Origin of the sequence: Saccharopolyspora terrae (assembly GCF_004348435.1) — a bacterium.
Classification (GTDB): Bacteria; Actinomycetota; Actinomycetes; order Mycobacteriales; family Pseudonocardiaceae; genus Saccharopolyspora; species Saccharopolyspora endophytica.
In genome coordinates, this window is the sequence record NZ_SMKS01000011.1 from 48,575 (window position 1) to 69,825 (window position 21,251).

General features: G+C 70.6%; 20 protein-coding genes and 1 riboswitch. Of the genes, 15 read left to right on the forward strand and 5 right to left on the reverse strand.

Annotated features, from left to right (window positions below):
• Positions 1-71: 71 nt before the first annotated feature.
• Both E1181_RS09725 and E1181_RS09730 read right to left on the reverse strand, forming a co-directional pair.
• On the reverse strand, positions 72-1,655 hold the full coding sequence (locus E1181_RS09725; RefSeq protein ID WP_132673648.1) for a beta-N-acetylhexosaminidase: 1,584 nt from the start codon (positions 1,653-1,655) through the stop codon (positions 72-74).
• Positions 1,656-1,749: 94 nt separating this feature from the next.
• A complete protein-coding gene (locus E1181_RS09730; RefSeq protein ID WP_132673649.1) occupies positions 1,750-2,604 on the reverse strand; it encodes an NmrA family NAD(P)-binding protein in 855 nt (284 codons plus the stop codon).
• A 114-nt stretch (positions 2,605-2,718) separates the two neighbouring features.
• Here E1181_RS09730 and E1181_RS09735 point away from each other — a divergent pair, with 114 nt between their 5' ends.
• A complete protein-coding gene (locus E1181_RS09735; protein ID WP_132673650.1) occupies positions 2,719-3,312 on the forward strand; it encodes a TetR/AcrR family transcriptional regulator in 594 nt (197 codons plus the stop codon).
• Here the strand turns inward: E1181_RS09735 and E1181_RS09740 are convergent.
• Positions 3,309-5,222 carry a propionyl-CoA synthetase gene (locus E1181_RS09740; RefSeq protein WP_268952448.1) on the reverse strand — a complete coding sequence of 638 codons (1,914 nt, stop codon included), beginning with the start codon at positions 5,220-5,222 and terminating at the stop codon, positions 3,309-3,311. The two genes, E1181_RS09735 and E1181_RS09740, sit on opposite strands and share 4 nt — an antisense overlap.
• Before the next feature lie 290 nt (positions 5,223-5,512).
• Between E1181_RS09740 and E1181_RS09745 the strand changes: the two genes are divergently transcribed.
• From E1181_RS09745 to E1181_RS09810, 14 genes are all read left to right on the forward strand, one after another.
• Positions 5,513-5,737 carry a hypothetical protein gene (locus tag E1181_RS09745; RefSeq protein WP_372448837.1) on the forward strand — a complete coding sequence of 75 codons (225 nt, stop codon included), beginning with the start codon at positions 5,513-5,515 and terminating at the stop codon, positions 5,735-5,737.
• A gap of 151 nt (positions 5,738-5,888) precedes the next feature.
• Complete coding sequence (locus tag E1181_RS09750) at positions 5,889-6,584, forward strand: CDP-alcohol phosphatidyltransferase family protein (RefSeq protein WP_132673652.1); 696 nt, start codon at positions 5,889-5,891, stop codon at positions 6,582-6,584.
• An 84-nt stretch (positions 6,585-6,668) separates the two neighbouring features.
• Complete coding sequence (gene gcvH, locus E1181_RS09755) at positions 6,669-7,070, forward strand: glycine cleavage system protein GcvH (RefSeq protein ID WP_408009543.1); 402 nt, start codon at positions 6,669-6,671, stop codon at positions 7,068-7,070.
• A gap of 118 nt (positions 7,071-7,188) precedes the next feature.
• Positions 7,189-7,656, forward strand: a complete 468-nt coding sequence (gene garA, locus E1181_RS09760; protein WP_132673653.1) for a glycogen accumulation regulator GarA — start codon at positions 7,189-7,191, stop codon at positions 7,654-7,656.
• 395 nt (positions 7,657-8,051) lie between these two features.
• Positions 8,052-8,528 (forward strand): bifunctional nuclease family protein, encoded by a 477-nt coding sequence (locus tag E1181_RS09765; RefSeq protein ID WP_132626999.1) that lies wholly within the window; start codon positions 8,052-8,054, stop codon positions 8,526-8,528.
• Between the two features lie 270 nt (positions 8,529-8,798).
• Positions 8,799-9,371, forward strand: coding sequence for a MerR family transcriptional regulator (locus tag E1181_RS09770; protein ID WP_132673654.1), 573 nt, complete (start codon positions 8,799-8,801; stop codon positions 9,369-9,371).
• A gap of 83 nt (positions 9,372-9,454) precedes the next feature.
• Positions 9,455-9,556: riboswitch (glycine riboswitch) on the forward strand.
• A 163-nt stretch (positions 9,557-9,719) separates the two neighbouring features.
• The gene (gene gcvP, locus E1181_RS09775) at positions 9,720-12,608 is read left to right on the forward strand and encodes an aminomethyl-transferring glycine dehydrogenase (RefSeq protein WP_132673655.1); all 2,889 of its coding nucleotides are present in this window, start codon (positions 9,720-9,722) and stop codon (positions 12,606-12,608) included.
• 84 nt (positions 12,609-12,692) lie between these two features.
• On the forward strand, positions 12,693-12,962 hold the full coding sequence (locus E1181_RS09780) for a HesB/YadR/YfhF-family protein (protein ID WP_125089038.1): 270 nt from the start codon (positions 12,693-12,695) through the stop codon (positions 12,960-12,962).
• A gap of 195 nt (positions 12,963-13,157) precedes the next feature.
• Positions 13,158-13,826 carry an energy-coupling factor ABC transporter permease gene (locus tag E1181_RS09785; RefSeq protein ID WP_132673709.1) on the forward strand — a complete coding sequence of 223 codons (669 nt, stop codon included), beginning with the start codon at positions 13,158-13,160 and terminating at the stop codon, positions 13,824-13,826.
• The gene (locus E1181_RS09790; protein WP_132673656.1) at positions 13,823-14,158 is read left to right on the forward strand and encodes a PDGLE domain-containing protein; all 336 of its coding nucleotides are present in this window, start codon (positions 13,823-13,825) and stop codon (positions 14,156-14,158) included. The genes E1181_RS09785 and E1181_RS09790 overlap by 4 nt, the downstream gene beginning before the upstream one ends.
• Positions 14,159-14,926 (forward strand): cobalt ECF transporter T component CbiQ, encoded by a 768-nt coding sequence (cbiQ, locus tag E1181_RS09795; protein ID WP_132673657.1) that lies wholly within the window; start codon positions 14,159-14,161, stop codon positions 14,924-14,926. It abuts the gene before it with no gap.
• The gene (locus tag E1181_RS09800; RefSeq protein WP_132673658.1) at positions 14,914-15,690 is read left to right on the forward strand and encodes an energy-coupling factor ABC transporter ATP-binding protein; all 777 of its coding nucleotides are present in this window, start codon (positions 14,914-14,916) and stop codon (positions 15,688-15,690) included. Before cbiQ ends, E1181_RS09800 begins: the two co-directional genes overlap by 13 nt.
• Before the next feature lie 65 nt (positions 15,691-15,755).
• Complete coding sequence (locus E1181_RS09805; protein WP_132673659.1) at positions 15,756-17,255, forward strand: class I adenylate-forming enzyme family protein; 1,500 nt, start codon at positions 15,756-15,758, stop codon at positions 17,253-17,255.
• Between the two features lie 159 nt (positions 17,256-17,414).
• A complete protein-coding gene (locus E1181_RS09810; RefSeq protein ID WP_132673660.1) occupies positions 17,415-18,623 on the forward strand; it encodes a Bcr/CflA family multidrug efflux MFS transporter in 1,209 nt (402 codons plus the stop codon).
• Here the strand turns inward: E1181_RS09810 and E1181_RS09815 are convergent.
• Together E1181_RS09815 and E1181_RS09820 are read right to left on the reverse strand one after the other, a co-directional pair.
• Positions 18,595-19,473 carry a 3-methyladenine DNA glycosylase gene (locus tag E1181_RS09815; RefSeq protein WP_132673661.1) on the reverse strand — a complete coding sequence of 293 codons (879 nt, stop codon included), beginning with the start codon at positions 19,471-19,473 and terminating at the stop codon, positions 18,595-18,597. The two genes, E1181_RS09810 and E1181_RS09815, sit on opposite strands and share 29 nt — an antisense overlap.
• Before the next feature lie 14 nt (positions 19,474-19,487).
• Entirely contained in the window at positions 19,488-21,167 is a 1,680-nt protein-coding gene (locus E1181_RS09820; protein ID WP_235876655.1) for a protein kinase domain-containing protein, read from the reverse strand.
• Between the last annotated feature and the right edge of the window lie 84 nt (positions 21,168-21,251).

Below are 21,251 nucleotides of genomic sequence, written 5' to 3' on the forward strand. Positions count from 1 at the left end.
CTCGTGCCCGGTGGGAGACGACGGCGCTTGGCGTGAGGTCGTCGGGTCCCGCCGGGGTGGAGGGGTCGGGATTACTGAGCCCAGGGGATTTGAGGGCTTCGGTAGAAGTCCTGGCCCGCTGCCTGCCAGCGGGGGCCCTGGACGGCCAGGCGGGTCTTGAAGGATTCCCAGTCGTGGGTGGCCTTCGGGGACCAGCCGAGTTCGGCGATCGCCGGCAGACGCGGGAAGGCCATGAACTCGATGTGCTGCGAGGTTTCGAGGGTCTCGCTGAACATCGGTGCTTCCACGCCGAGCAGCGATTCCTCCGGGACCTGGAGGTGGTCGGCCGGGTCCCAGCCGTAGGCGTCGGCGACCTCGATGAACCCGGCCCACTGCAGGCCCAGCGGCGTGTTCTCGTCGTACTTCATGTCCATGTAGGACTTGTTGGCCGGCGAGGCCAGGACCTTGTTGCCGCGCGCCACGGCTTCGTCGAGCAGCGGATCGCCGTTCGTGGTGCCCCAGAACTGCAGCACCGCGTCGCCCTGCGGGGCGGCCTTGCCGTACTCGTGCCAGCCGAGCGGCTTCTTGCCGTACTTCTCCACCAGCGGCAGCACCTTCGACATGAAGGTCTTGTAGTCCTCGTCGCTGGTCGAGTGCGCCTCGTCACCGCCGATGTGCAGGTACGGGCCGGGGGTCAGCGATGCCACCTCGCGGATGACGTCCTCGACGAACTTGTACGTGATGTCCTTGTTCACGCACAGCGAGCTGAACCCGACGTCGATGCCGGTGTAGGGCGGCGGCGCCACGCCGTCGCAGTTGAGCTCGGCGTAGGACGACAGCGCGGCGTTGGTGTGCCCCGGCATGTCGATCTCGGGGATGACCGTCATGTGCCGGGACGCGGCGTAGTCGACGATCTCGGTGTAGTCCTGCTGCGTGTAGAACCCGCCCGGCGTGCCGCCGACCTCGGTCTGCGCGCCGACCTCGGTCAGCCGCGGCCAGCTGTTGATCTGGAGCCGCCAGCCCTGGTCGTCGGTCAGGTGCAGGTGCAGCTTGTTGATCTTGTACTTGGCGACCTGGTCGATGTAGCGCTTGACCATGTCCACGGTGAAGAAGTGCCGCGCCGGGTCCAGCTGCGCGGAGCGGTGCCCGAACCGGGGTTTGTCGGTGATCTCGCCGCCGGGCATCGTCCACGGTCCGGGCTGCGCCGTCGGGCTCTCGATGCCCGCGGGCAGCAGCTGGCGCAGCGTCTGCACGCCGTTGAACAGGCCGTCGGTGCTGGTCGCGTGCACCCGCACCGCGTCGTCGGCGACCTGCAGGCGGTAGCCCTCCGGGCCCAGCGCGGGATCTCCGTCGAGCGCCAGCGCGATGTCACCGGTTCCGGGCAGCGCGGGGTTGACCGGCACGGGGAAGCCGGTCGAGGGCCGCAGCACGCCCGCCAGGTACTCGCCGACCCCGGCCGCCTCGCCGGGCGCCAGGATCGCGGTCTGCTCGGAGAGCTCGTATTCGGCCGCTGGGTTCGGCGTCACCGACTCCGGCGCGGGCACGATGCTGTCCATCGTGGAGGCCGCGGGGGCGGGATCACCGCCGGCCGGAACGGCGGTTCCGGCGGCCAGCAGGGCTACGGCGACGACGGCCAGTCCAGCCTTCGCCGCCCGGGATCGGGGTCTAGCGCTCATCGTTGGGCTCCATCCTCGGGGAACGGTGCCAACAAAGGTATAGACCAAAACGGAACCCGGAAGCCTCCGAACGGACGTATCGGACCGCAGCGGTTCATCCGGCGATGCCGTCCGCGAGCCGCTCGGCGACGTTCCGGGGTTCGCGACCGAGGAGTTCGGACAGGAGCGGATCGGCTTCGGCGAAGTGGCCGGCGCGGGCGGCCTGGTGCCAGGTGAGCATGAAACCGGCCGCTTCCGGCGGCACGCCGCTCGCGACTTGGTCGGCGATCCACCGCTCGTCGTCCACGACGACGCGCTCGACGGTGCGGCCGATGAGGCGGGAGGCGATCTCGGCGAGATCGTCGAAGGTGGCGGCGGTCGGGGCGCTGAGGGTGACCGGGCCCTCGTGGTGGTGGTCGGCGGCCAGGACGACCGCGGTGCCTTCGGCCACGTCCGCGCGGTCGATGTAGGGGACGGGGCCGTCGGCCGGCTGGGCGATCGTCCCGGTCCGCGACCACGGGCCGAGCACCTCGTCGAGCGGGCCGTAGGCGGCGTTGCGCAGCGAGGTCCAGGCGATCCCGGCGTCGGCGAGCATCGCCTCCGTGGCGAGGTGCATCCGCGCCGGCGGGTACGGGTTGTCGGGGGTGGCGCCGTGCTGGCTCGTGTAGACGATCCGCTGGACGCCGGCTGCCGCGGCGGCCTCGATCGCGTTTCCGTGCAGGCGGACGATGTCGGCCGTGGGGTCGTTGCCGGACACCAGCAGCACTTGCTCGGCGCCCTCGAACGATTCGCGCAACCCTGCCGGGTCCTCGTAGGAGCCCTGCCTCACGCGCACTCCGCGGTCGGCGAGGTGGCGAGCTCTGCCGACGTCGCGGACGCTGACGCCGATCCGCTCGGCGGGCACGCGCTGGAGGAGGTGCTCGACGGTGGCGCCGCCCAGCCCGCCGGTCGCGCCGGTGACAACGATCATGTTCGCGCCCTTCCGCTGATAAGTTGACCGCATTGGTCAATTTGTCGTGCGTCGCCACGGTAGGTAATCTGACTGGTCGAGTCAACTTGTGGCGGGGTGAGGGACGGTGCGGGAATGAGCGGTGGAGCAGCTGCGGGATCAGGCCTGCGCGCGGACGCCAAGCGCAACGCCGACCAGATCCGGCACGCCGCGATCGACGCCTTCCGCGGGCGGGGCTTGACCGTGCCGCTGGAGGAGGTCGCCAAGGCGGCAGGGGTGAGCAAGGCGACGATCTTCAACCGGTTCGGCGGACGGATCGGCCTCATCGACGCCGTCATCGAAGAGGTCGTCGCGGTCGAGCTGCGCGGCATCATCGACCGCACCCGCGCCATCGGTGACCCCTGGGAACGGCTCGCGCACTACGTCACCGCGATCCGCGACCTGCAGTACCGCCAACCCGCCGCCAACGACGCGATGCTGCAGGTGTACCCCGACGCGCAGAGCCTGTTGGAGATCTGCCGGGCCGCCGGCGAGATCAACGAGGAGCTCATCGAGGTGAGCCGCGCTGCGGGCGTGCTGCGGGCCGAGTTCGCCGCGGACGACCTCCACGCGCTCCTGCACGACAACGCGCTCGCCCTCAAGCACGGAACCCGCCCGCGTCGGGAGGACTACGACCGCCGCACCACCTTCCTGCTCGACGGGATCCGCGGGCGATCCCGCCGGACCTAGCCGTTCCCGCGCAGCGAGGGGCGGAGCTGATCGAGGACCGACGGGTCCTCGATCGTCGAGGGCACGACGGTGTCGCCGCGATCGGCGATCTCGCGCATCGACTTGCGCAGGATCTTGCCCGAGCGGGTCTTGGGCAGACCGTCGACCACCGCGACGTCGCGGAACGCCGCCACCGGTCCGATCTGGTCGCGCACCGCCGTCACCAGCTCGTCGCGCAGCGTCTCGGCCGAGATGTCCACACCGGACTTGAGCACCACGAACCCGCGCGGGACTTGGCCTTTGAGCTTGTCGTGCACGCCGATCACCGCGCACTCGGCCACCGCCGGATGCGCTGCCAGCACCGCCTCCATCGACCCGGTCGACAACCGGTGACCGGCCACGTTGATCACGTCGTCGGTGCGGCCCATGACGAACACGTAGCCGTCGGCGTCGACGTAGCCGTTGTCGCCGGTGAGGTAGTAGCCCTCGTAGCGCGACAGGTAGGACTCGCGGAACCGCTCGTCGTCGCCCCACAGCGTCGGCAGCGTGCCCGGCGGCAGCGGGAGCTTCAGGCAGATCGCCCCGTCGGTCTCCGGCGGCAGCGGTTCACCTGCCTGGTCCAGCACCGCGATCTCGTAGCCCGGCACCGGGACCGTCGGCGAACCCGCCTTGACCGGCATGGGCTCCAAACCGCGCAGGTTCGCGCAGATCGGCCACCCCGTCTCGGTCTGCCACCAGTGGTCGATCACCGGCACGTCCAGCTGCGCGGCCGCCCAGTGGTAGGTCTCCGGGTCCAGCCGCTCACCGGCCAGGAACAGCGTCTCCAGGCAGGAGGTGTCGTGCTCGGCGAGCAGCCGGCCGTCCGGGTCGACGCGCTTGATCGCCCGCAGCGCGGTCGGCGCGGTGAACAGCGCCTTGACCCGGTGCTGGGCGATGACCCGCCAGAACGCGCCCGCGTCCGGGGTGCCCACCGGCTTGCCCTCGTAGACCACCGTCGTCGCCCCGGTCAGCAGCGGCGCGTAGACGATGTAGGAGTGGCCGACCACCCAGCCCACGTCCGAGGCGGTCCAGAAGACCTCGCCGGGGGAGATGTCGTAGATGTTGGCCATCGACCAGCGCAGCGCGACCGCGTGACCGCCGTTGTCGCGCACCACGCCCTTGGGCTTGCCGGTGGTGCCCGAGGTGTAGAGGACGTAGAGCGGATCGGTGGCGGCCACCGGCACGCACTCCGCCGGTTCGGCGCCCTCGACCGCCTCCTGCCAATCGACGTCGCGCGGGCCCAGCTCGGCGCGCGCCTGATCGCGCTGGAGCACGATCACCCTGCCGGGCTGGTGCTCGGTCTGCCGCAGCGCCTCGTCGACGATCGGCTTGTACTCCACGACCCGGTTGGGCTCCAGCCCGCAGGAGGCCGCCACGATCACGCTGGGCCGGGCGTCGTCGATGCGCGCGGCCAGCTCCTTGGGCGCGAAGCCGCCGAAGACCACCGAGTGCACCGCACCGATCCGCGCGCACGCCAGCATCGCGATCGCCGCCTCGGGGATCATCGGCAGGTACAGCACGACCCGATCGCCCTTGGCCACGCCCTGCGCGCGCAGCGCACCGGCGAAGACCGCGACCCGGTCGAGCAGCTCGCGGTAGGTCCAGGTCTGCACGACGTCGGTCATCGCCGAGTCCCAGATCAGGGCGGGCTGCTCGCCCCGCCCGTCGCGCACGTGCCGGTCCAGCGCGTTGAAGCAGGTGTTGAGCTCACCGTCGGGGAACCAGCGGTACATCGGCGCGGCCGAATCGTCCAGCGCCCGCGTCGGCTCGCGGTCCCAGTCGATCGCCCGCGCCGCGTCGAGCCAGAAGCCCTCGCGGTCGGCCAGGCTCCGCCGGTAGTTCTCCGCGTACTCACCCATCGCTGCGACTACCTCCCGCGTCCGCTGTGACACCGCCTGTGTAGTACCTCAGATCGGATCTCGGCGCCAGGGGCCCGCGCGGCCGTTCGGCCGAAACGCGTTCGTCACGAGCGAAACATCGGCGTTCGGACGAACGGGGGAACGGAATTCGGTCGCGCTCACACCTGATGCGATTCGGCGACACCGCCGCACCGCTGGGCGCTGGGGGTGCGTTTCCGGCGCGACAGTGCGACTCGCAGGCCCCACAATCGGCCACGAGCCGATGGCCGGGCTAACACCGAGGTGTCCCGCGCCGACAAATGAATCGGAGGTGCTACGAACTTATGAGCACGATGGAACCGGCAGAGCCTCCCAGGGCCACAGCGACCGTCGACGAGCCGAACGACCTACCGACCGCGCCGTGCAGCGTGGTCTGGAGCGGCGGCCACTCCTACGTCCGAGAGGGAACCGCGGGCGCCCGCTGGGCGGGCGTGGACGATCGCGGCAGAGCCCGGTTCCTCACCGATGCCGAGTTGCGCCGCCGGGGCTGGAGCCGCACTCGCGGCTGAATCCGCAGTGGTTCTTCCCTCGCCGCAGGCTGTCCCGCCTCAGGCTGGCCGCCAAGTGGGTTGCGCTGGCCATATGAGACCCTGATCGGGTAAGGATGCACAGGTGTGCACCCGTTGCGGGGCGGTGCGCACAACCATTCAGGGGAGGCTCGTGGTGCAGGACGCCGAGCGCACCACGGAAAACACCACGAGCGGGCCTCGTGCCGAAGCGGGGCAGGACCACTCGGGGCCGGGCGACCCCGGTCTGGACAGGATCCGCGAGGTCGCGCGAGACGTGTGGGCGGATCCCTGGTGGACGCTGCCCAACCTGCTCAGCGTGATCCGCCTGGCCGGCGTGCCGGTCTTCCTCTGGCTGCTGCTCGGCCCGCAGGCCGACCTGCTCGCGCTGCTGGTCCTGGTGATCAGCGGAGCCACCGACTGGCTCGACGGCAAGCTCGCCCGCTGGCTCAACCAGTACAGCCGCATCGGCGAGCTTCTCGACCCCGCGGCCGACCGCCTCTACATCGTCGCGACCCTGATCGCCTTCGTGCTGCGCGACGTCATCCCGTGGTGGGTGGCCGTCGCCCTCGTCGGCCGCGACGTCGTGCTCACGCTGTGCCTGCCGGTGCTGCGCTGGCACGGCTACGAGCCGCCCGAGGTGCACTACCTCGGCAAGGCCGCCACGTTCTGCTTGATGTACGCGTTCCCGCTGTTGCTGCTGGTGCAGGACGACTTCACCGGGTCCGACGTGGTCCGGCCCATCGCCTACGCCTTCACGGCCTGGGGCGGGGCGCTGTACCTGTGGGCGGGCATCCTCTACTTCGGGCAGGTCCTCGCCGCCGTGCGCGGAGCCAGAGCTCGCGCCTGATCGGCGGCTGCGGTTCGTCTTGCGGCCCTCGGTGGCCGGTGAATACGCTCGCCGCGCCGATCACTCGGCACGTTGCAACAGCGGATGAAAGGCGGGACCACCGTGGCGGCCCCGGAGATCAAGTACACCGAAGAGCACGAATGGGTCCAGCGCGTCAGCGAGGACACCGTGCGCATCGGCATCACCGACTACGCCCAGCAGCAGCTCGGCGACGTGGTGTTCGTCCAGCTCCCCGAGGTGGGGCAGCAGGTCGCCGCCGGGGACTCGATGGGCGAGGTTGAGTCGACCAAGAGCGTCTCCGACATCTACGCCCCGGTGACCGGTGAGATCACCGCCGGCAACTCCGCGCTGGAGGACCAGCCGGAGCTGGTCAACTCGGACGCCGCGGGCGAGGGCTGGATGGTGGAGATCCGGCTCGCCGACCCGGAGCAGCTGTCCGGTCTGCTCGACGGCGAGGGTTACCAGAAGCTGATCGACCAGGCATGATCGTCCTGCCGTGAGGCATCCGTGGGACGATGACGGGAGTCGCTCGTTCCGAGGCTGTCCAGGCACGGTACGTTGGGCGCATACTTGGCACGATCTATCCGCGTAGAGGAGAGCTCAGGTGAGCCAAAACAGCGGCTTCGGCGACGTTCCGCCGGAGCAGTCACCGGAGACCACCTCGGTCTTCAGGCCCTTCCTCTCGGAGCCGGAAAGCACCGAGAGCGCGGCCCCGGAACCTGCCCCCGCATCCGGGGTCGATGCGCTGCCGGCGGGTTCCGCCCTGCTGGTGGTCAAGCGCGGCCCCAACGCGGGTTCGCGGTTCCTGCTGGACCGGGAGACCACCAGCGCCGGCCGGCACCCGGACAGCGACATCTTCCTCGATGACGTGACGGTTTCCCGGCGGCACGCCGAGTTCCGCCGCGAGGGCAACGACTTCGTGGTGGTCGACGTGGGCAGCCTCAACGGCACCTACGTGAACCGGGAGCCGGTGGACACCTCGGTGCTCGCCAACGGCGACGAGGTCCAGATCGGTAAGTTCCGCCTGGTGTTCCTGACCGGGCCGATCGATGGGGGCCAGGGCGGCCGCTGAGGCCGTCGAACAGGGCTTTTCAACCCGTCAGCGGGGCGACGCCACACGAGGCGTCGCCCCGCTGACGCATGAGGCAGCTGCGCCGCACGCGCGCGGATGTCGTCCCCTTCGCCGGGAATTTCCCGGCGCCACGAGCGGTTTTCACAGCGCAGCAGGGCATTTCCGGCGGCTTCGACCGGGCCCTGCGCGGTGTATCGTGCTGGGTATTGCTCAACGACGAGCTCGCCAGCGGTCCGGGCCGTGGGCCCCGACAACAACGACCGCGACGGTGGTGGTCCGCCGGGACCGCCGATGGAAGGGCGTGTCCGCCGTATCGCGGGTAGCGTCGGAGGCGTCGGTGCGGGACCCTCGACGGGGATGTCACGCTTCGGCGCGCTGGAGGAGGCGATGTGACGATGAGCAGCGAGATGCGCGTCGTCGGCGTGCGAGTTGAACTACCAGCCAACCAGCCGATCCTGCTGTTGCGCGAGGCTCAGGGCGAGCGCTACCTGCCGATCTGGATCGGGTCGGTCGAAGCGACGGCCATCGCCCTGGAGCAGCAGGGCGTGCGGCCCCAGCGGCCGCTCACGCACGACCTGCTCAAGGACGTCATCGGAGCCCTGGGACGCGACCTGGAGCAGGTGCGGATCACCGACCTGCAGGAGGGCACCTTCTTCGCCGAGCTGGTGTTCGACGGTGATGTGCGGGTGTCCGCGCGGCCGAGCGACTCGGTGGCGCTGGCGCTGCGCATCGGAGTTCCGATCCACGCCGACGAGTCGGTGCTCGACGAGGCCGGGTTGATCATTCCGGACGAGCAGGAGGACGAGGTGGAGAAGTTCCGCGAGTTCCTCGACTCCGTCTCCCCGGAGGACTTCCGCGGTGCCGACACCTGAGGACCGGCGCTTCGGGAACTAGTCCGAACAGACCACACCGGCCCCCGGGTTGCACCAGCAGCCCGGGGGCCGGGTTCTTGCTCCGGCGAACGAGAGCGCCCGCGGCCCGCGCGTCGCGTTGACCCGCCTGCTGAGTGGGCATACCTTCGGACTTACGCGAATTGCCCCGGTGTGATTCAGCCGGTGTACGGCTTCGCGGCCCTGGATCGAAACGGTCCGGGCGCTGGTGATCGTCGTCGTCGGCTTCGGGCCGGACGAGGGGAGGCAGGCGTGGTGGAGGAAGCAGCGACCTCGGATGCTGCGGAGCAGGGTGAGCTGTTCCCCGACGCCTCTGCCCCGGACGAGCTGGTCGGTTACCGCGGGCCGGCGGCCTGCCAGATCGCGGGCATCACCTACCGGCAGCTCGACTACTGGGCTCGCACCAAGCTGGTCGGGCCGTCCATCCGCGGCGCAGCCGGGTCGGGCTCGCAGCGGTTGTACTCGTTCAAGGACATCCTGGTGCTCAAGGTCGTCAAGCGCCTGCTGGACACCGGGGTGTCGCTGCACAACATCCGGGTCGCGGTGGAGCACCTGCGCAAGCGCGGCGTTCAGGACCTGGCGAAGCTGACGCTGTTCAGCGACGGCACCACGGTCTACGAGTGCACCTCCGCGGAGGAGGTGGTCGATCTGCTGCAGGGCGGACAGGGAGTGTTCGGCATCGCGGTCAGCGGTGCGATGCGCGAGATCAGCGGGACCATCCACGAGTTCCCGGCCGAGCGGGCCGACGGTGGCGAGAACATCGAGTCGGCGATCAACGACGAGCTCGCGGCCCGCCGACGCGACCGCCAGGCGGAGACCGGCTGAACGACCGGCATCGTCCATGTGTGCGGTAGCCGACATTGATGGTCTGATAAACCGCGTTGATCGGGTAGTCTGAGCGCCATCGCCGACCCCGTGCGGGAGAGTCCGGTCCTGGTCCTGCCAGGGCAGGCGCCGAAGGAGCAACTCTCCCCGACAACCTCTCAGGCCACCTGGACCGCACGGGCGAGATACCTCTGGAAAGCGGGCACACCTAGTGAGTGGGCCCCGCCGACGGTGCAAGCCCGGTCCGCCGGGTGAAGCTCTCAGGCGTTCGCTCCGCGAACGGGGACAGAGGGGGAGAGCAGCATCTGCTGCCGCCCTTTGTTCGCCGCGATGAGTGAGGTTTTGGCGATGACCGACGCGACGCACGACCGCATCCCTCTGGCCGCGCTGGAGCACGGCAGGCCGTTCGCTGACCGCCACGTCGGGCCGATGCCCGCCGAACTGGCCCGCATGCTCGACGTCATCGGCGTCGGCTCCCTGGAAGAACTGGGCCAGAAGGCCGTGCCGGACACCATCCGCGAGGGAGACCTGCAGCTGTCGCTGCCGGAACCGGCCACCGAGACCGAGGCGCTGGCGGAGCTGCGCGACCTCGCCGGTCGCTGCACCCCGCACACCGAGATGATCGGCCTGGGCTACTACGGCACGGTCACCCCGCCGGTGATCCTCCGCAACGTGCTGGAGAGCCCCGCCTGGTACACGGCCTACACGCCCTACCAGCCGGAGATCTCGCAGGGCCGGCTGGAGGCGCTGCTGAACTTCCAGACCGTGGTCGCCGACCTGGCCGGGGTTCCGGTCTCCAACGCCTCGATGCTCGACGAGGCCACCGCCGCGGCCGAGGGCATGACCCTGGTGCGCCGCGCGGGCAAGTCCAAGTCGTCGCGCTTCCTGGTCGACGCCGACACGCTGCCGCAGACCATCGCGGTCATCGAGACCCGCGCCGAGCCGCTGGGCATCGAGGTCGTGGTGGCCGACCTGACCTCGGGTGAGCTGCCCGAGGGCGAGTTCTTCGGGGCGCTGCTGTCCTACCCGGGTGCCTCCGGCGCGGTGCGCGACCAGGAGGCGCTGATCGCCGCGATCCACGAGCGCGGCGCGAAGGTCGTCGTGGCCACCGACCTGCTGGCGCTGACGCTGCTGCGCGCGCCCGGCGAGATCGGTGCCGACGTCGTCGTGGGCAACACCCAGCGCTTCGGCGTGCCGATGGGCTTCGGCGGTCCGCACGCCGGGTTCATGGCCGTCGCCAAGGGCCTGGAGCGGCAGCTGCCGGGCCGTCTGGTGGGCGTGAGCGTCGACGTCGAGGGCAACCAGGCCTACCGGCTCGCGCTGCAGACCCGCGAGCAGCACATCCGCCGTGAGAAGGCCACCAGCAACATCTGCACCGCGCAGGTGCTGCTGGCCGTGGTCGCCTCGATGTACGCGGTCTACCACGGCCCGGACGGGCTCAAGGCGATCGCGACCCGCGCGCACCGGATGGCCAGCGTGCTCGCCGAGCAGCTGCGCCGCGGCGGCGTCGAGGTCGTGCACGGCGAGTTCTTCGACACCGTGGTCGCCAAGGTCCCCGGCAAGGCCGACGAGGTGCTGGCCGCCGCGCGCCGTGGCGGGGTGAACCTGCGCCGCGTGGACTCCGACCACGTGGGCATCAGCTGCGACGAGACCACCACCCGCGCCCACCTGGCCGTGGTGTGGGAGGCCTTCGGCGTGACCGCCGGTGACGTCGAGCAGCTCGACGTCGAGACCGACGACGCGCTGCCGGGCGCGCTGGCCCGCACGTCGGAGTACCTGACGCACCCGGTGTTCCACACGCACCGCTCCGAGACCTCGCTGCTGCGCTACGTGCGGCAGCTGTCGGACAAGGACATCGCGCTGGACCGCAGCATGATCCCGCTGGGCTCGTGCACGATGAAGCTCAACGCGACCGCGGAGATGGAGCCGATCACCTGGCCCGAGTTCTCCTCGCTGCACCCCTTCGCGCCCGCGCAGGACGCCGAAGGCCTGCTCAAGGTCGTCTCCGACCTGCAGGAGTGGCTCGCGGAGGTCACCGGCTACGACGCGGTCAGCCTGCAGCCCAACGCGGGCAGCCAGGGCGAGTTCGCGGGCCTGCTGGCCATCCGCGCCTACCACCACAGCCGTGGTGAGGCCGAGCGCGAGGTGTGCCTGATCCCGGCGAGCGCGCACGGCACCAACGCCGCCAGCGCCGTGATGGCCGGGATGCGCGTGGTCGTGGTCCGCTGCGACGAGCAGGGCAACATCGAGATGGACCACCTGCGCGAGCTCGTCGGCAAGCACGCTCAGGACCTCGCCGCGATCATGATCACCTACCCGTCCACCCACGGCGTCTACGAGGACACCGTGCGGGAGGTCTGCGGGCTGGTGCACGACGCGGGCGGTCAGGTCTACGTCGACGGCGCGAACCTCAACGCGCTGATCGGGCTGGCCCGGATGGGCAAGTTCGGCTCCGACGTCTCGCACCTGAATCTGCACAAGACCTTCTGCATCCCGCACGGCGGTGGCGGTCCGGGCGTGGGCCCGATCGGCGTCCGCGAGCACCTCTCGCCGTTCCTGCCCAACCACCCGCTGCAGCCCGCCGCCGGCCCTGCGACCGGTGTCGGCCCGATCAGCGCCGCCCCGTGGGGCAGCGCCTCGATCCTGCCGATCTCCTGGGCCTACGTGCGGATGATGGGCGCCGACGGCCTGCGCCGCGCGACCCTGACCGCCGTGGCCGCCGCGAACTACGTGGCGCGGCGGCTGGGCGAGTACTTCCCGGTGCTCTACACGGGTGCGGGCGGCCTCGTCGCCCACGAGTGCATCCTCGACCTGCGGCAGATCAGCAAGACCAGCGGCATCACCGTCGACGACGTCTCCAAGCGGCTCGCCGACTACGGCATCCACGCCCCGACGATGTCGTTCCCGGTCGCGGGCACGCTGATGGTCGAACCGACCGAGAGCGAGAACCTCGCCGAGCTGGACCGCTTCTGCGAGGCGATGATCGCCATCCGCGCCGAGATCGACAAGGTCGTCGCAGGTCAGTGGCCCGCCGACGACAACCCGCTGGTCGGTGCCCCGCACACGGCGGCCAGCCTCGCCAAGGAGTGGGACCACGCCTACTCCCGCGAGGAGGCGGCCTACCCGCTGGGCACGGACGCGATCAAGGTGTTCCCGCCGGTCCGGCGCATCGACGGTGCCAAGGGCGACCGCAACCTGGTCTGCTCCTGCCCACCGTTGGCGGCGTACCAGAGCTGAGTCGGCGGGTCGGTTTGCGCGTCCGGTCGCGACGATGACACGGTGGCCCCTTCAACCGACCGGCTCCGAGAGGAGTTGAGCACCATGCTCACCATCAGTGAGAGCGCCGTTGAGGTCATCAAGCTCGTCCTCGTCGGCGGCGACTCTCCGGCCAGCTCGGGCTTGCGCATCGCGCCGGCCGGGCAGGGGCTGCAGGCGTCGATCGCCGAGGAACCCCAGGAGGGCGACGAGGTGATCGAGGAGAACGGCGTCCGGATCTTCCTGGAGAAGGAGGTCTCGGAGCTCCTGGGCGACAAGACCCTGGACGCCGAGAAGGACAGCAACGGCGAACTCGCACTGGCCGTGCGGGACTGACCCGATCAGGACTTGAGCCGTCGACCCGGGCGTTGCGCCCGGGTCGACGGCTTTTTCGGGCCTGATTGCGACGAGCACCTCTTGCCAGGACCTGGTGATAGCGGGTGATCGGCAACTACCCTTGACCGGCGGTTGTTCCACCCGGGAGCACCGGCTCGCAGGAGAGGAAGTCCAGTGCCGACCACGACGCTCGCCATGCACATGAGCGACGGGCTGCTCGACGCCCGCACGGCGGTCCTGTTCGCCGTCGTGGCGATAGCCGGCCTGGCGGTGGCGCTGGTGCGCGCGAGGGCCGATCTGGACGACCGAACGGCCCCGATGGCCGGGCTGGTCGCGGCGTTCGTCTTCGCCGCGCAGATGATCAACTTCCCGGTGCTGCCCGGTGTGAGCGGACACCTGCTCGGCGGTGCGCTGGCCGCGATCCTGGCGGGCCCGAGGGTCGGGGCGCTGTGCGTGGCGATCGTGCTGGTCGTGCAGTCGTTGCTGTTCGCCGACGGCGGCCTGACGATGCTCGGCGCGAACATCACGAACATGGCGTTGATCGGCACCGCCGTCGGCTACCTGGTGGCGCTCGCGCTGCGGAAGCTGGCCACTCGCAGCCGCGCCGGGCTGCTGGCCACCGCGTTCATCGCGGGGTGGGTCAACACCGTGCTCGCCTCCTGCGGGTTCCTGCTCGAGTACGCCATCGGTGGGGCCGCCGGGTTCGGCCTGGCCACGGTCTCGGTGGCGATGATCGGCGTGCACTGCCTGATCGGGCTCGGCGAGGGTCTGATCACCGCCGCCACGGTCGGCGCCGTCGCCTCGGCCCGGCCGGACCTGGTCCACCTGTTGCGCGGTGCCCGGCGCGAGGAGGTCGCCCGATGAAGCGCTTTCTGCTGATCTTCGCCCTGGTCGTGCTCGCCGTCGCCGGGGGAGTCGCCTACTTCGCCGACTCCGACCCGGACGGTCTCGACGCCGTCACCCAGCAGGGCTGCGCGGTGGTGCAGACCGAGCGCGGCGAGTCGCTGGAGGGCAACTGCATCGCCCAGCACGCGGGCGACCACGCCTTGGCCGACGGCCCGCTGGCCGACTACGCCGTCGGCGGTGACGAGAGGTTCACCGGTGTCGCCGGGGTCATCGGCGCGGTGGTCACCCTCCTCGCGGCGGGCGGGCTGTTCTGGGGACTGCGTCGCCGCTCCGGTTCAGAGGAGGCGTAGGTGGGCACCGGGCACGCCGACGCCCTGCACCTGCCCGGTGACACGGCGGTGCACCGGCTCGACCCGCAGGTGAAGATCACCGCTGCGTTCCTGCTGGTGCTGTGCGTGGTGGCCACGCCGCGCGAGATCTTCTGGGCCTTCGGCGGCTACGCGGTGCTGCTCGCCGCGCTGGCCGCCGTCGCGCGCATCCCGCCGCGCTGGCTGGCCGCGCGACTGCTGATCGAGGTGCCGTTCGTGGTGCTGGCGCTGCTGCTGCCGTTCACCGCGGGCGGCCCGAGCACCGAGGTCGCCGGCGTCGGGCTGTCCACCGAAGGGCTGCTGGCCGGGTTCAACATCATGGCCAAGGGCACGCTCGGTCTCGGGACCTCGCTGCTGCTGGCGGCCACCACCGCGCCGCGCGAGATCGTGCTCGGCCTGCAGCGGCTGCGCGCGCCGAAGCTGGTGATCACCATCATCACCCTGATGCTGCGCTACGCCGAGGTGATCGTCGCCGAAGCCGGCCGGATGCGGATCGCGCGGATCTCCCGGGGGCACGACCCCCGGTTCCTGTGGCAGGTCGGGGCGACCGCGCGCGGCGTCGGCAGCCTGTTCATCCGCTCCTACGAGCGCGGCGAGCGCGTGCACCTGGCGATGCTCTCGCGCGGGTGGGAAGGCGAGATGCCGGAGCTGGAACCGGCTCGCCGCACCTCGTGGAAGACCTGGAGCACGGGCCTGGCCGCGCCCGCCGCAGCGGCCGTCGTACTGGGGGTGTCGTTGTGGACCGCGTGACCGAGCAGCCCGCCGGGGTCCGCGAAGCGGTGACCGCGCCCGCGCTGGAGATCTCCGGTCTGGCGCACGCCTACCCGGACGGGCATCGCGCGCTGCACCACGTCGACCTGCGGGTCGAGCCGGGAGAGCGGGTCGCCGTGCTCGGCCCCAACGGCGCGGGCAAGACGACGCTGACCCTGCACCTCAACGGCGTGCTGCGGCCCACGGCGGGTGGCATCACCGTGGGCGGGCTGCCGGTGGAGCCCCGGCACCTCAAGGAGATCCGCCGCCGCGTCGGCCTGGTCTTCCAGGACCCCGACGACCAGCTGTTCATGCCGACCGTCCGGGAGGACGTCGCGTTCGGACCGGCCAACTTCGGGGCGCGAGGCGCCGAGCTCGAACAGCGCGTCCGGGAGGCGCTGGACGCGGTCGGGATGGCCGAGCACGCCCACCGCTCACCGCTGCACCTGTCCGGCGGCCAGCGCAAGCGCGTCGCGCTGGCCGCGGTGCTGGCGTGCCGCCCGGAACTGCTGGTGCTCGACGAGCCCTCGGCGAACCTGGAACCGGTCGCGCGCCGCGAGCTCGCGGAGGTGCTGCTCGCCGTGGGCGGGACGACGCTGATGGTCACCCACGACCTGCCCTACGCGCTGCAGCTGTGCCCGCGCAGCGTGATCATCGACGACGGAAGGGTGGTCGCGGACGAGGCCACCGCCGAACTGCTCGCCGACGAGGAGCTGCTCGCCTCACACCGGCTGGAGCTCCCGTTCGGGTTCCGCGTGCCGTGACCGCTTGACCCCCGCCATCCGGGGAGTGACCGTGATCACGGTCCGCGCGACGGGGAGGTCAGGCGATGTTCGACAGGTCCGGCATCGAACGCGACGAGCGGGGCATCGCCCACTACACCGGGCTGTCCGAGTCGCTGGTGGAGATGCTGCGAGGCACCGTCGAGCGGTTCGGCGACCGCGAAGCGCTGGTGGAGGTCGGCGGCGGTCGGCTGACCTACCGGGAGCTGTGGGACCGAGCCGCCCGGGTCGCCGGTGGGCTGCGCGAGGCCGGGATCTCCCGCGGCGACCGCGTCGCCAACCTGCTGCCCGCCGGCGTCGACTGGGTGCTGGCGTTCCTCGGCACGCAGCTGGCCGGAGCGATCGCGGTACCGGTCAACACCCGCTTCGCCAAGCCCGAGGTCGACTACGTGCTGGCCGATTCCGGCGCGGCGTTCACCTTCCACCCCGGTGAACCGCTGCCGGACGGACCACCCTTCACCGTCGACGACCTCTCCCGGGACGAGGTGGCGGCGATCTTCTACACCAGCGGCACCACCGGGCGCCCCAAGGGTGCGATGACCACCCACGAGAACTTCCTGTCCAATGTGGAGAACGTGTGCCGGGTGAAGGGCATCGACGTCGAGAACGGCTGGCGGACGCGCAATCTCGTGTCCGTTCCGCTGTTCCACGTCACCGGCTGCAACACGCAGCTGCTGCTGCAGCTCTCCTACGGCGGATCGACCGTGGTGATGCCGTCCTTCGACGTGCGGCAGTTCCTGCGGGTCATCGCCGAGGAGCGGATCAACCTGTTCACCACGGTGCCCGCGATCTACGCGCTCGCGCTCAAGCAACCGGACTTCGCGGAGTTCGACACGTCCTCGGTCGAGCACGTCTCCTACGGCGGTGCTCCCATGGCGCCCGCGCTGGTCGAGCGCATCAAGGCGGCGTTCCCGCGTGCGCGGGTGGGCAACGGCTTCGGGCTGACCGAGACCTCCTCGATCTCCACGTTCCTGCCGCACGAGCACTCCGTCGCCCACGCCGACTCGGTGGGGTTCCCGGCACCCGTGGTCGACGTTGCGGTGGACGAACCCGACCCGGGCACGGGCGTGGGCGAACTGCTGATCCGCGGGCCCAACGTCGTCGTCGGCTACTGGAACAAGCCCGAGGCCACGGCATCGACGTTCGTCGACGGCTGGCTCCGCACCGGTGATCTCGCCCGCGTGGACGACGCCGGGTTGGTCTACATCGTCGACCGGGCCAAGGACGTGATCAACCGGGGTGGCGAGAACGTCTACTCCGTGGAGGTCGAGAACGCGCTGGCTGCCGCGCCGGGCGTGGTGGAGGCGGCGGTCGTCGGTGTGCCGGACGACGTGATGGGGGAGAAGGTCGGCGCGGTCATCGTCGCCGACGACGACTTCGACGCCGAACGGCTGCTGGCCCATCTCGAGGACCACCTGGCGGATTTCAAGATCCCGCAGTTCCTGCACCTCAGCGAGCGGCCGCTGCCGCGCAACCCCGGCGGCAAGCTCCTCAAACGCGACCTGCGTTCCACCTCCACCTGGCAGGGACCTCTCTGGGGTCGGTGAGCGCGTTCTGGTCCGACCCGTCCATGGGTGAAGTCCTTTTCGTCCGGTCAGTTCGGACCAGGACCGCCCGCTGCTGCGATGAACGACTCATCGCGAGGGCGCTCCGCTGCGGGTTACCGTTGACCCGAACTGATTCGCGGTGCGAACGATCGAGGGTGGATGTCAGAGCAGTCGCGCGGGAAGTACGCGCTGATCCTGGGCGGGATGTCGGCGTTCGGGCCGCTGTCGATGGACATGTACCTCCCCGCCCTCCCGGCGATCTCCGGCGAGCTGAACGCGGGCGCATCCCAGGTGCAGCTGTCGCTGATGGCTTGCACGATCGGGCTCGCGCTGGGGCAGCTGGTCATGGGACCGCTGTCGGACACCTACGGCCGTCGCCGCCCGCTGCTCATCGGTGTCGTCGTCTTCGCCCTCGCCTCGCTGGCCTGCGCGCTCGCGCCCTCCGCCTACGCGCTGGCCGCGCTGCGGCTGGTGCAGGGCTTCGGTGGCGCGGCCGGGATCGTGATCGCGCGAGTCGTGGTGCGCGACCTGTTCTCGGGCGTCGCGCTGGCGAAGTTCTTCTCCCTGCTGATGCTGGTCAACGGTGTGGTCCCGGTGCTCGCGCCGGTGCTGGGAGGACAGCTGCTGCGGGTCACCTCGTGGCGCGGGGTGTTCGTGACGCTGTGCGCGATCGGTGCGGCGCTGCTGGTCGCCGCGCTGCTGGCGCTCCCCGAGACCTTGCCGCCGGAGCAGCGGCGTCCCGGCAGCCTGCCGCAGACCCTGCGCACCTTCGGCGGGTTGCTGCGCGACCGGATGTTCATCGGTTTCGCGCTGTCGGCAGCACTGGCCTTCGCCGCGATGTTCGCCTACATCTCCGGTTCTTCGTTCGTGCTGCAGGACGTCCACCACCTCTCGCCGCAGATGTTCAGCGTGGTCTTCGGCGTGAACTCGATCGGCATCGTGGCGATGGGTCAGATCAACGGACTGCTGGTCGGCAAGGTCGACTCGCGGCGGCTGCTGGCGATCGGGCTGAGCTGCAACGCCCTCGGCGGCATCTCCGTGGCGGCCTCGACGGTGCTGGGCCTGGGGCTGTTCGCGCTGCTGCCCGCCCTGTTCGTGACCGTGGCCAGCATCGGCCTGGTGTTCCCGAACGCCACCGCTCTCGCCTTGTCCGGGCACCGCGAGACGGCCGGGAGCGCCTCGGCGCTGCTGGGCGTGCTGCAGTTCATGATCGGCGGGCTCGTCTCCCCGCTGGTCGGCATCGCCGGCTCGGACACCGCGGTCCCGATGGGTCTGGTGATGGGCGCGCTGTCGGCCTCGGCAGTCGTCGTGTTCGCGGTGATGACCAGGCGATCTGGGATCACGCGGGCTGCGGCGCAGCCCAGGTGAGGATGTCGCGGCAGGTGTCGATGAGCCGTTGCCGCAGGCCCGCGGCCTCCTCGGCGAACTCGCGCTGCCGCCGGACGTAGTCGGCGCGCCCCTGCGGGGTCTCGATCGGCACCGGTTCGTACCCGAGCTCGGAGAGGTCGTAGGGGCTGGCGCACATGTCCAGCTCGCGCACCCGCACCGCCAGTTCGAAGCAGTCGGCGATGAGCTCACCGGGCACGAAAGGGTCGAGCTTGTAGGCCCACTTGAACAGGTCCATGTTCGCGTGGAGGCAGCCCGGCTGCTCCAGCCGGACCTGGTCGGCTCGGGACGGTTGCAGCTCGTTGAGCGGGCGGGCCTGCGGGGTGAAGAACCGGAACGCGTCGTGGTGGGTGCAGCTGATCGGCATCGACTCCACGACCTCATCGGTGCCGTCGTGCCCCAGCCGCAGCGGCCAGCCGCTGTGCCGGACGTCGCCCGGCTCGGTGCGGTAGACCATCGCCCACTCGTGCAGCCCGAAGCAGCCCAGCCGGGCCGGGCGGGAGGCGGTCGCGCTGAGCAGGCCGAGGATGAACTCCGCCGAGTCGCGCCGCTTGTCGGTCAGCGCCGCCGGGTCCAGCGCCACACCGTCCGCTGTCTCGGTGAAGCCCTTGCGGGACAAGAACTCCTGGCCGTCTTCCAGCGCGACGCCGACACCGGGCTGCCAGCGCTCCAGCCGGGCGGGGCGGAACGAGTAGTAGGTGAACAGGAAGTCCAGCACCGGGTGTGCGCGGTGCTGGTGCTGACGTCGGCGGTGGGGCTCGGTCCACTGGGCGACCCGTTCCCGGTGCGCGGTCCGCCGCTCGCGCCACTCCTGCTTGCTCAACACCAACATCGCTGGTCAGGGTATCAGTGGCGGAACTGCACCCAGTCCAGCTGGAGGATCTCGCTGGGGACGGTCCCGCTGACGACCAGGTAGACCGTGTGCGTACCGGTGATACCTCGGAAGAACGGTGCTCTCGAGGTCATTGGCAAGGGGGCATTGTCGGGACGACCGATCCTGAGCTCGCTGATGTACTCGCCCGTGGGGCTGTCCAGCCGAAGGGTGATCCTGCCGCCGTCGGACACCGACCGCGTGGTGCGGAATCGGAGGACCATCCCGTTGGCGGGGCTGGCGCCGAAATCGACCCCGTCGAACCGCATCACGTCACCCGATCTCAGCGGGGCGGCGTAGGTGGCACCGTTCGAGGACACGGTGTGCAGCGGGCGGCCGATCCAACCGGATCTCTCGGCCTCGATCACCTCGAAGGCGCTGCCGATCGGTTCGCTGGGCTTGATCTCCGTGCTCTCGTTCTCGTTCTCGGACGAGTCCTCGGTGACCACCGCGTAGCCGAGCGCCAGTCCGGCCACGACCACCAGCGCCGTCGCAGCGATGATGATCCGCCGCCGGCGGCGGCGCGGCGCCGCGGGTTCCGGCTCGTGCGAGTGCTCGGACTGCGCGGGCGGGACGGGCTGCGCGGCACGCACCTGCTGCGGCGGGATCGGCGGGCGCGGGGGCGGCGTGACCCGCGGGACCGATTGGCGGCGCTCGGCGGGCCGGGACTCGCGCGGCGCGTACACCGGCGGCACCGGGTGCGCGGAGACCGACGGGACCGGCCGCCGGCTCGGGAGGCGCTCGGTCGCCTCCGGGGTGTTGGGGTCCAGCAGCGGCTCGAACGGTTCGTCGCCGGCGTGGCGGACGATCTCGTGCAGCCTGCGGCGCACCTCCACCAGCGGCATCCGGCGCTGCGGGTCCTTCATCAGGAGCCCGCCCAGGACCTCGCCGATCGGTCCGGTCTGGTGGTGGCGGGGGAGCGGCCCGTGCACGATCGCGCTGATGATGACCAGCGGATCGCTGGTCTTGTCGTACGGCGGGCGGCCCTCGGCGGCCGAGTAGAGCGTGGCGCCGAGGCTCCAGAGATCCGCCTGGGAATCGAGGGCGCCCCGGCGCGCGATCTCCGGTGGCAGGTACGCGGGCGTGCCCAGCAGCATCTCGGACCGGGTCATGGTGGTCTCGGCGATGTTGCGGGAGAGCCCGAAGTCGGCGAGCTTGACCTGCCCTCGCGGTCCGAGCAGCACGTTGCCCGGTTTGACGTCGCGGTGCACGATGCCGACCCGGTGAGCGGCGTCCAGCGCCGCGGCCACACCGTCGATCATGACGGCCAGCTGGTAGTGGTTGAGCGCGCGGTGCTTCTTCAGGATCGCCGACAGGCTCCGCCCCGGCACCAGTTCCATGACCACGAACGGACCGGAGACGTCCTCGCGGACCACGTCGTAGAGCATCACGGTGTTGGGGTGGCTGAGGGTCGCCATCGCCCGCGCTTCGCGCAGGGCTCGTTCGCGCAGGTCAGCGGCCCCTTCTTCGGGCAGGTCAGCGGGCAGGTGGAGTTCCTTGACCGCCACCGGGCGCTCCAGGACCTCGTCAGTCCCGGACCAGACGTAGCCCATCCCGCCCTTGCCGATGGTGCGGTCCAGCCGGTACCTGCCGCCGATCACGCGGCCCGAAGAAGATGTGTCCGCGTGGGACGGCGAGAGCTGATCTTCTCGCACGCATGGACACTACCGAGCGGAGTTCCTGGTTCGCGCCGGGGGCATCCCCGGCGCGAACTGGGAAAACGGGATTTTGCAGCCGTT

What these genes read in the sequence shown, in the direction of transcription:
- E1181_RS09735 (WP_132673650.1), top strand. Translation starts at nt 2,719, where the DNA reads ATGAGCGGTGGAGCAGCTGCGGGATCAGGCCTGCGCGCGGACGCCAAG.
- E1181_RS09815 (WP_132673661.1), bottom strand. Translation starts at nt 19,473, where the DNA reads ATGTTGGTGTTGAGCAAGCAGGAGTGGCGCGAGCGGCGGACCGCGCAC.
- E1181_RS09765 (WP_132626999.1), top strand. Translation starts at nt 8,052, where the DNA reads ATGAGCAGCGAGATGCGCGTCGTCGGCGTGCGAGTTGAACTACCAGCC.
- E1181_RS09780 (WP_125089038.1), top strand. Translation starts at nt 12,693, where the DNA reads ATGCTCACCATCAGTGAGAGCGCCGTTGAGGTCATCAAGCTCGTCCTC.
- E1181_RS09730 (WP_132673649.1), bottom strand. Translation starts at nt 2,604, where the DNA reads ATGATCGTTGTCACCGGCGCGACCGGCGGGCTGGGCGGCGCCACCGTC.
- E1181_RS09805 (WP_132673659.1), top strand. Translation starts at nt 15,756, where the DNA reads ATGTTCGACAGGTCCGGCATCGAACGCGACGAGCGGGGCATCGCCCAC.
- gcvP (WP_132673655.1), top strand. Translation starts at nt 9,720, where the DNA reads ATGACCGACGCGACGCACGACCGCATCCCTCTGGCCGCGCTGGAGCAC.
- gcvH (WP_408009543.1), top strand. Translation starts at nt 6,669, where the DNA reads ATGAAAGGCGGGACCACCGTGGCGGCCCCGGAGATCAAGTACACCGAA.
- E1181_RS09790 (WP_132673656.1), top strand. Translation starts at nt 13,823, where the DNA reads ATGAAGCGCTTTCTGCTGATCTTCGCCCTGGTCGTGCTCGCCGTCGCC.
- E1181_RS09785 (WP_132673709.1), top strand. Translation starts at nt 13,158, where the DNA reads ATGCACATGAGCGACGGGCTGCTCGACGCCCGCACGGCGGTCCTGTTC.
- E1181_RS09725 (WP_132673648.1), bottom strand. Translation starts at nt 1,655, where the DNA reads ATGAGCGCTAGACCCCGATCCCGGGCGGCGAAGGCTGGACTGGCCGTC.
- E1181_RS09745 (WP_372448837.1), top strand. Translation starts at nt 5,513, where the DNA reads ATGAGCACGATGGAACCGGCAGAGCCTCCCAGGGCCACAGCGACCGTC.
- E1181_RS09810 (WP_132673660.1), top strand. Translation starts at nt 17,415, where the DNA reads ATGTCAGAGCAGTCGCGCGGGAAGTACGCGCTGATCCTGGGCGGGATG.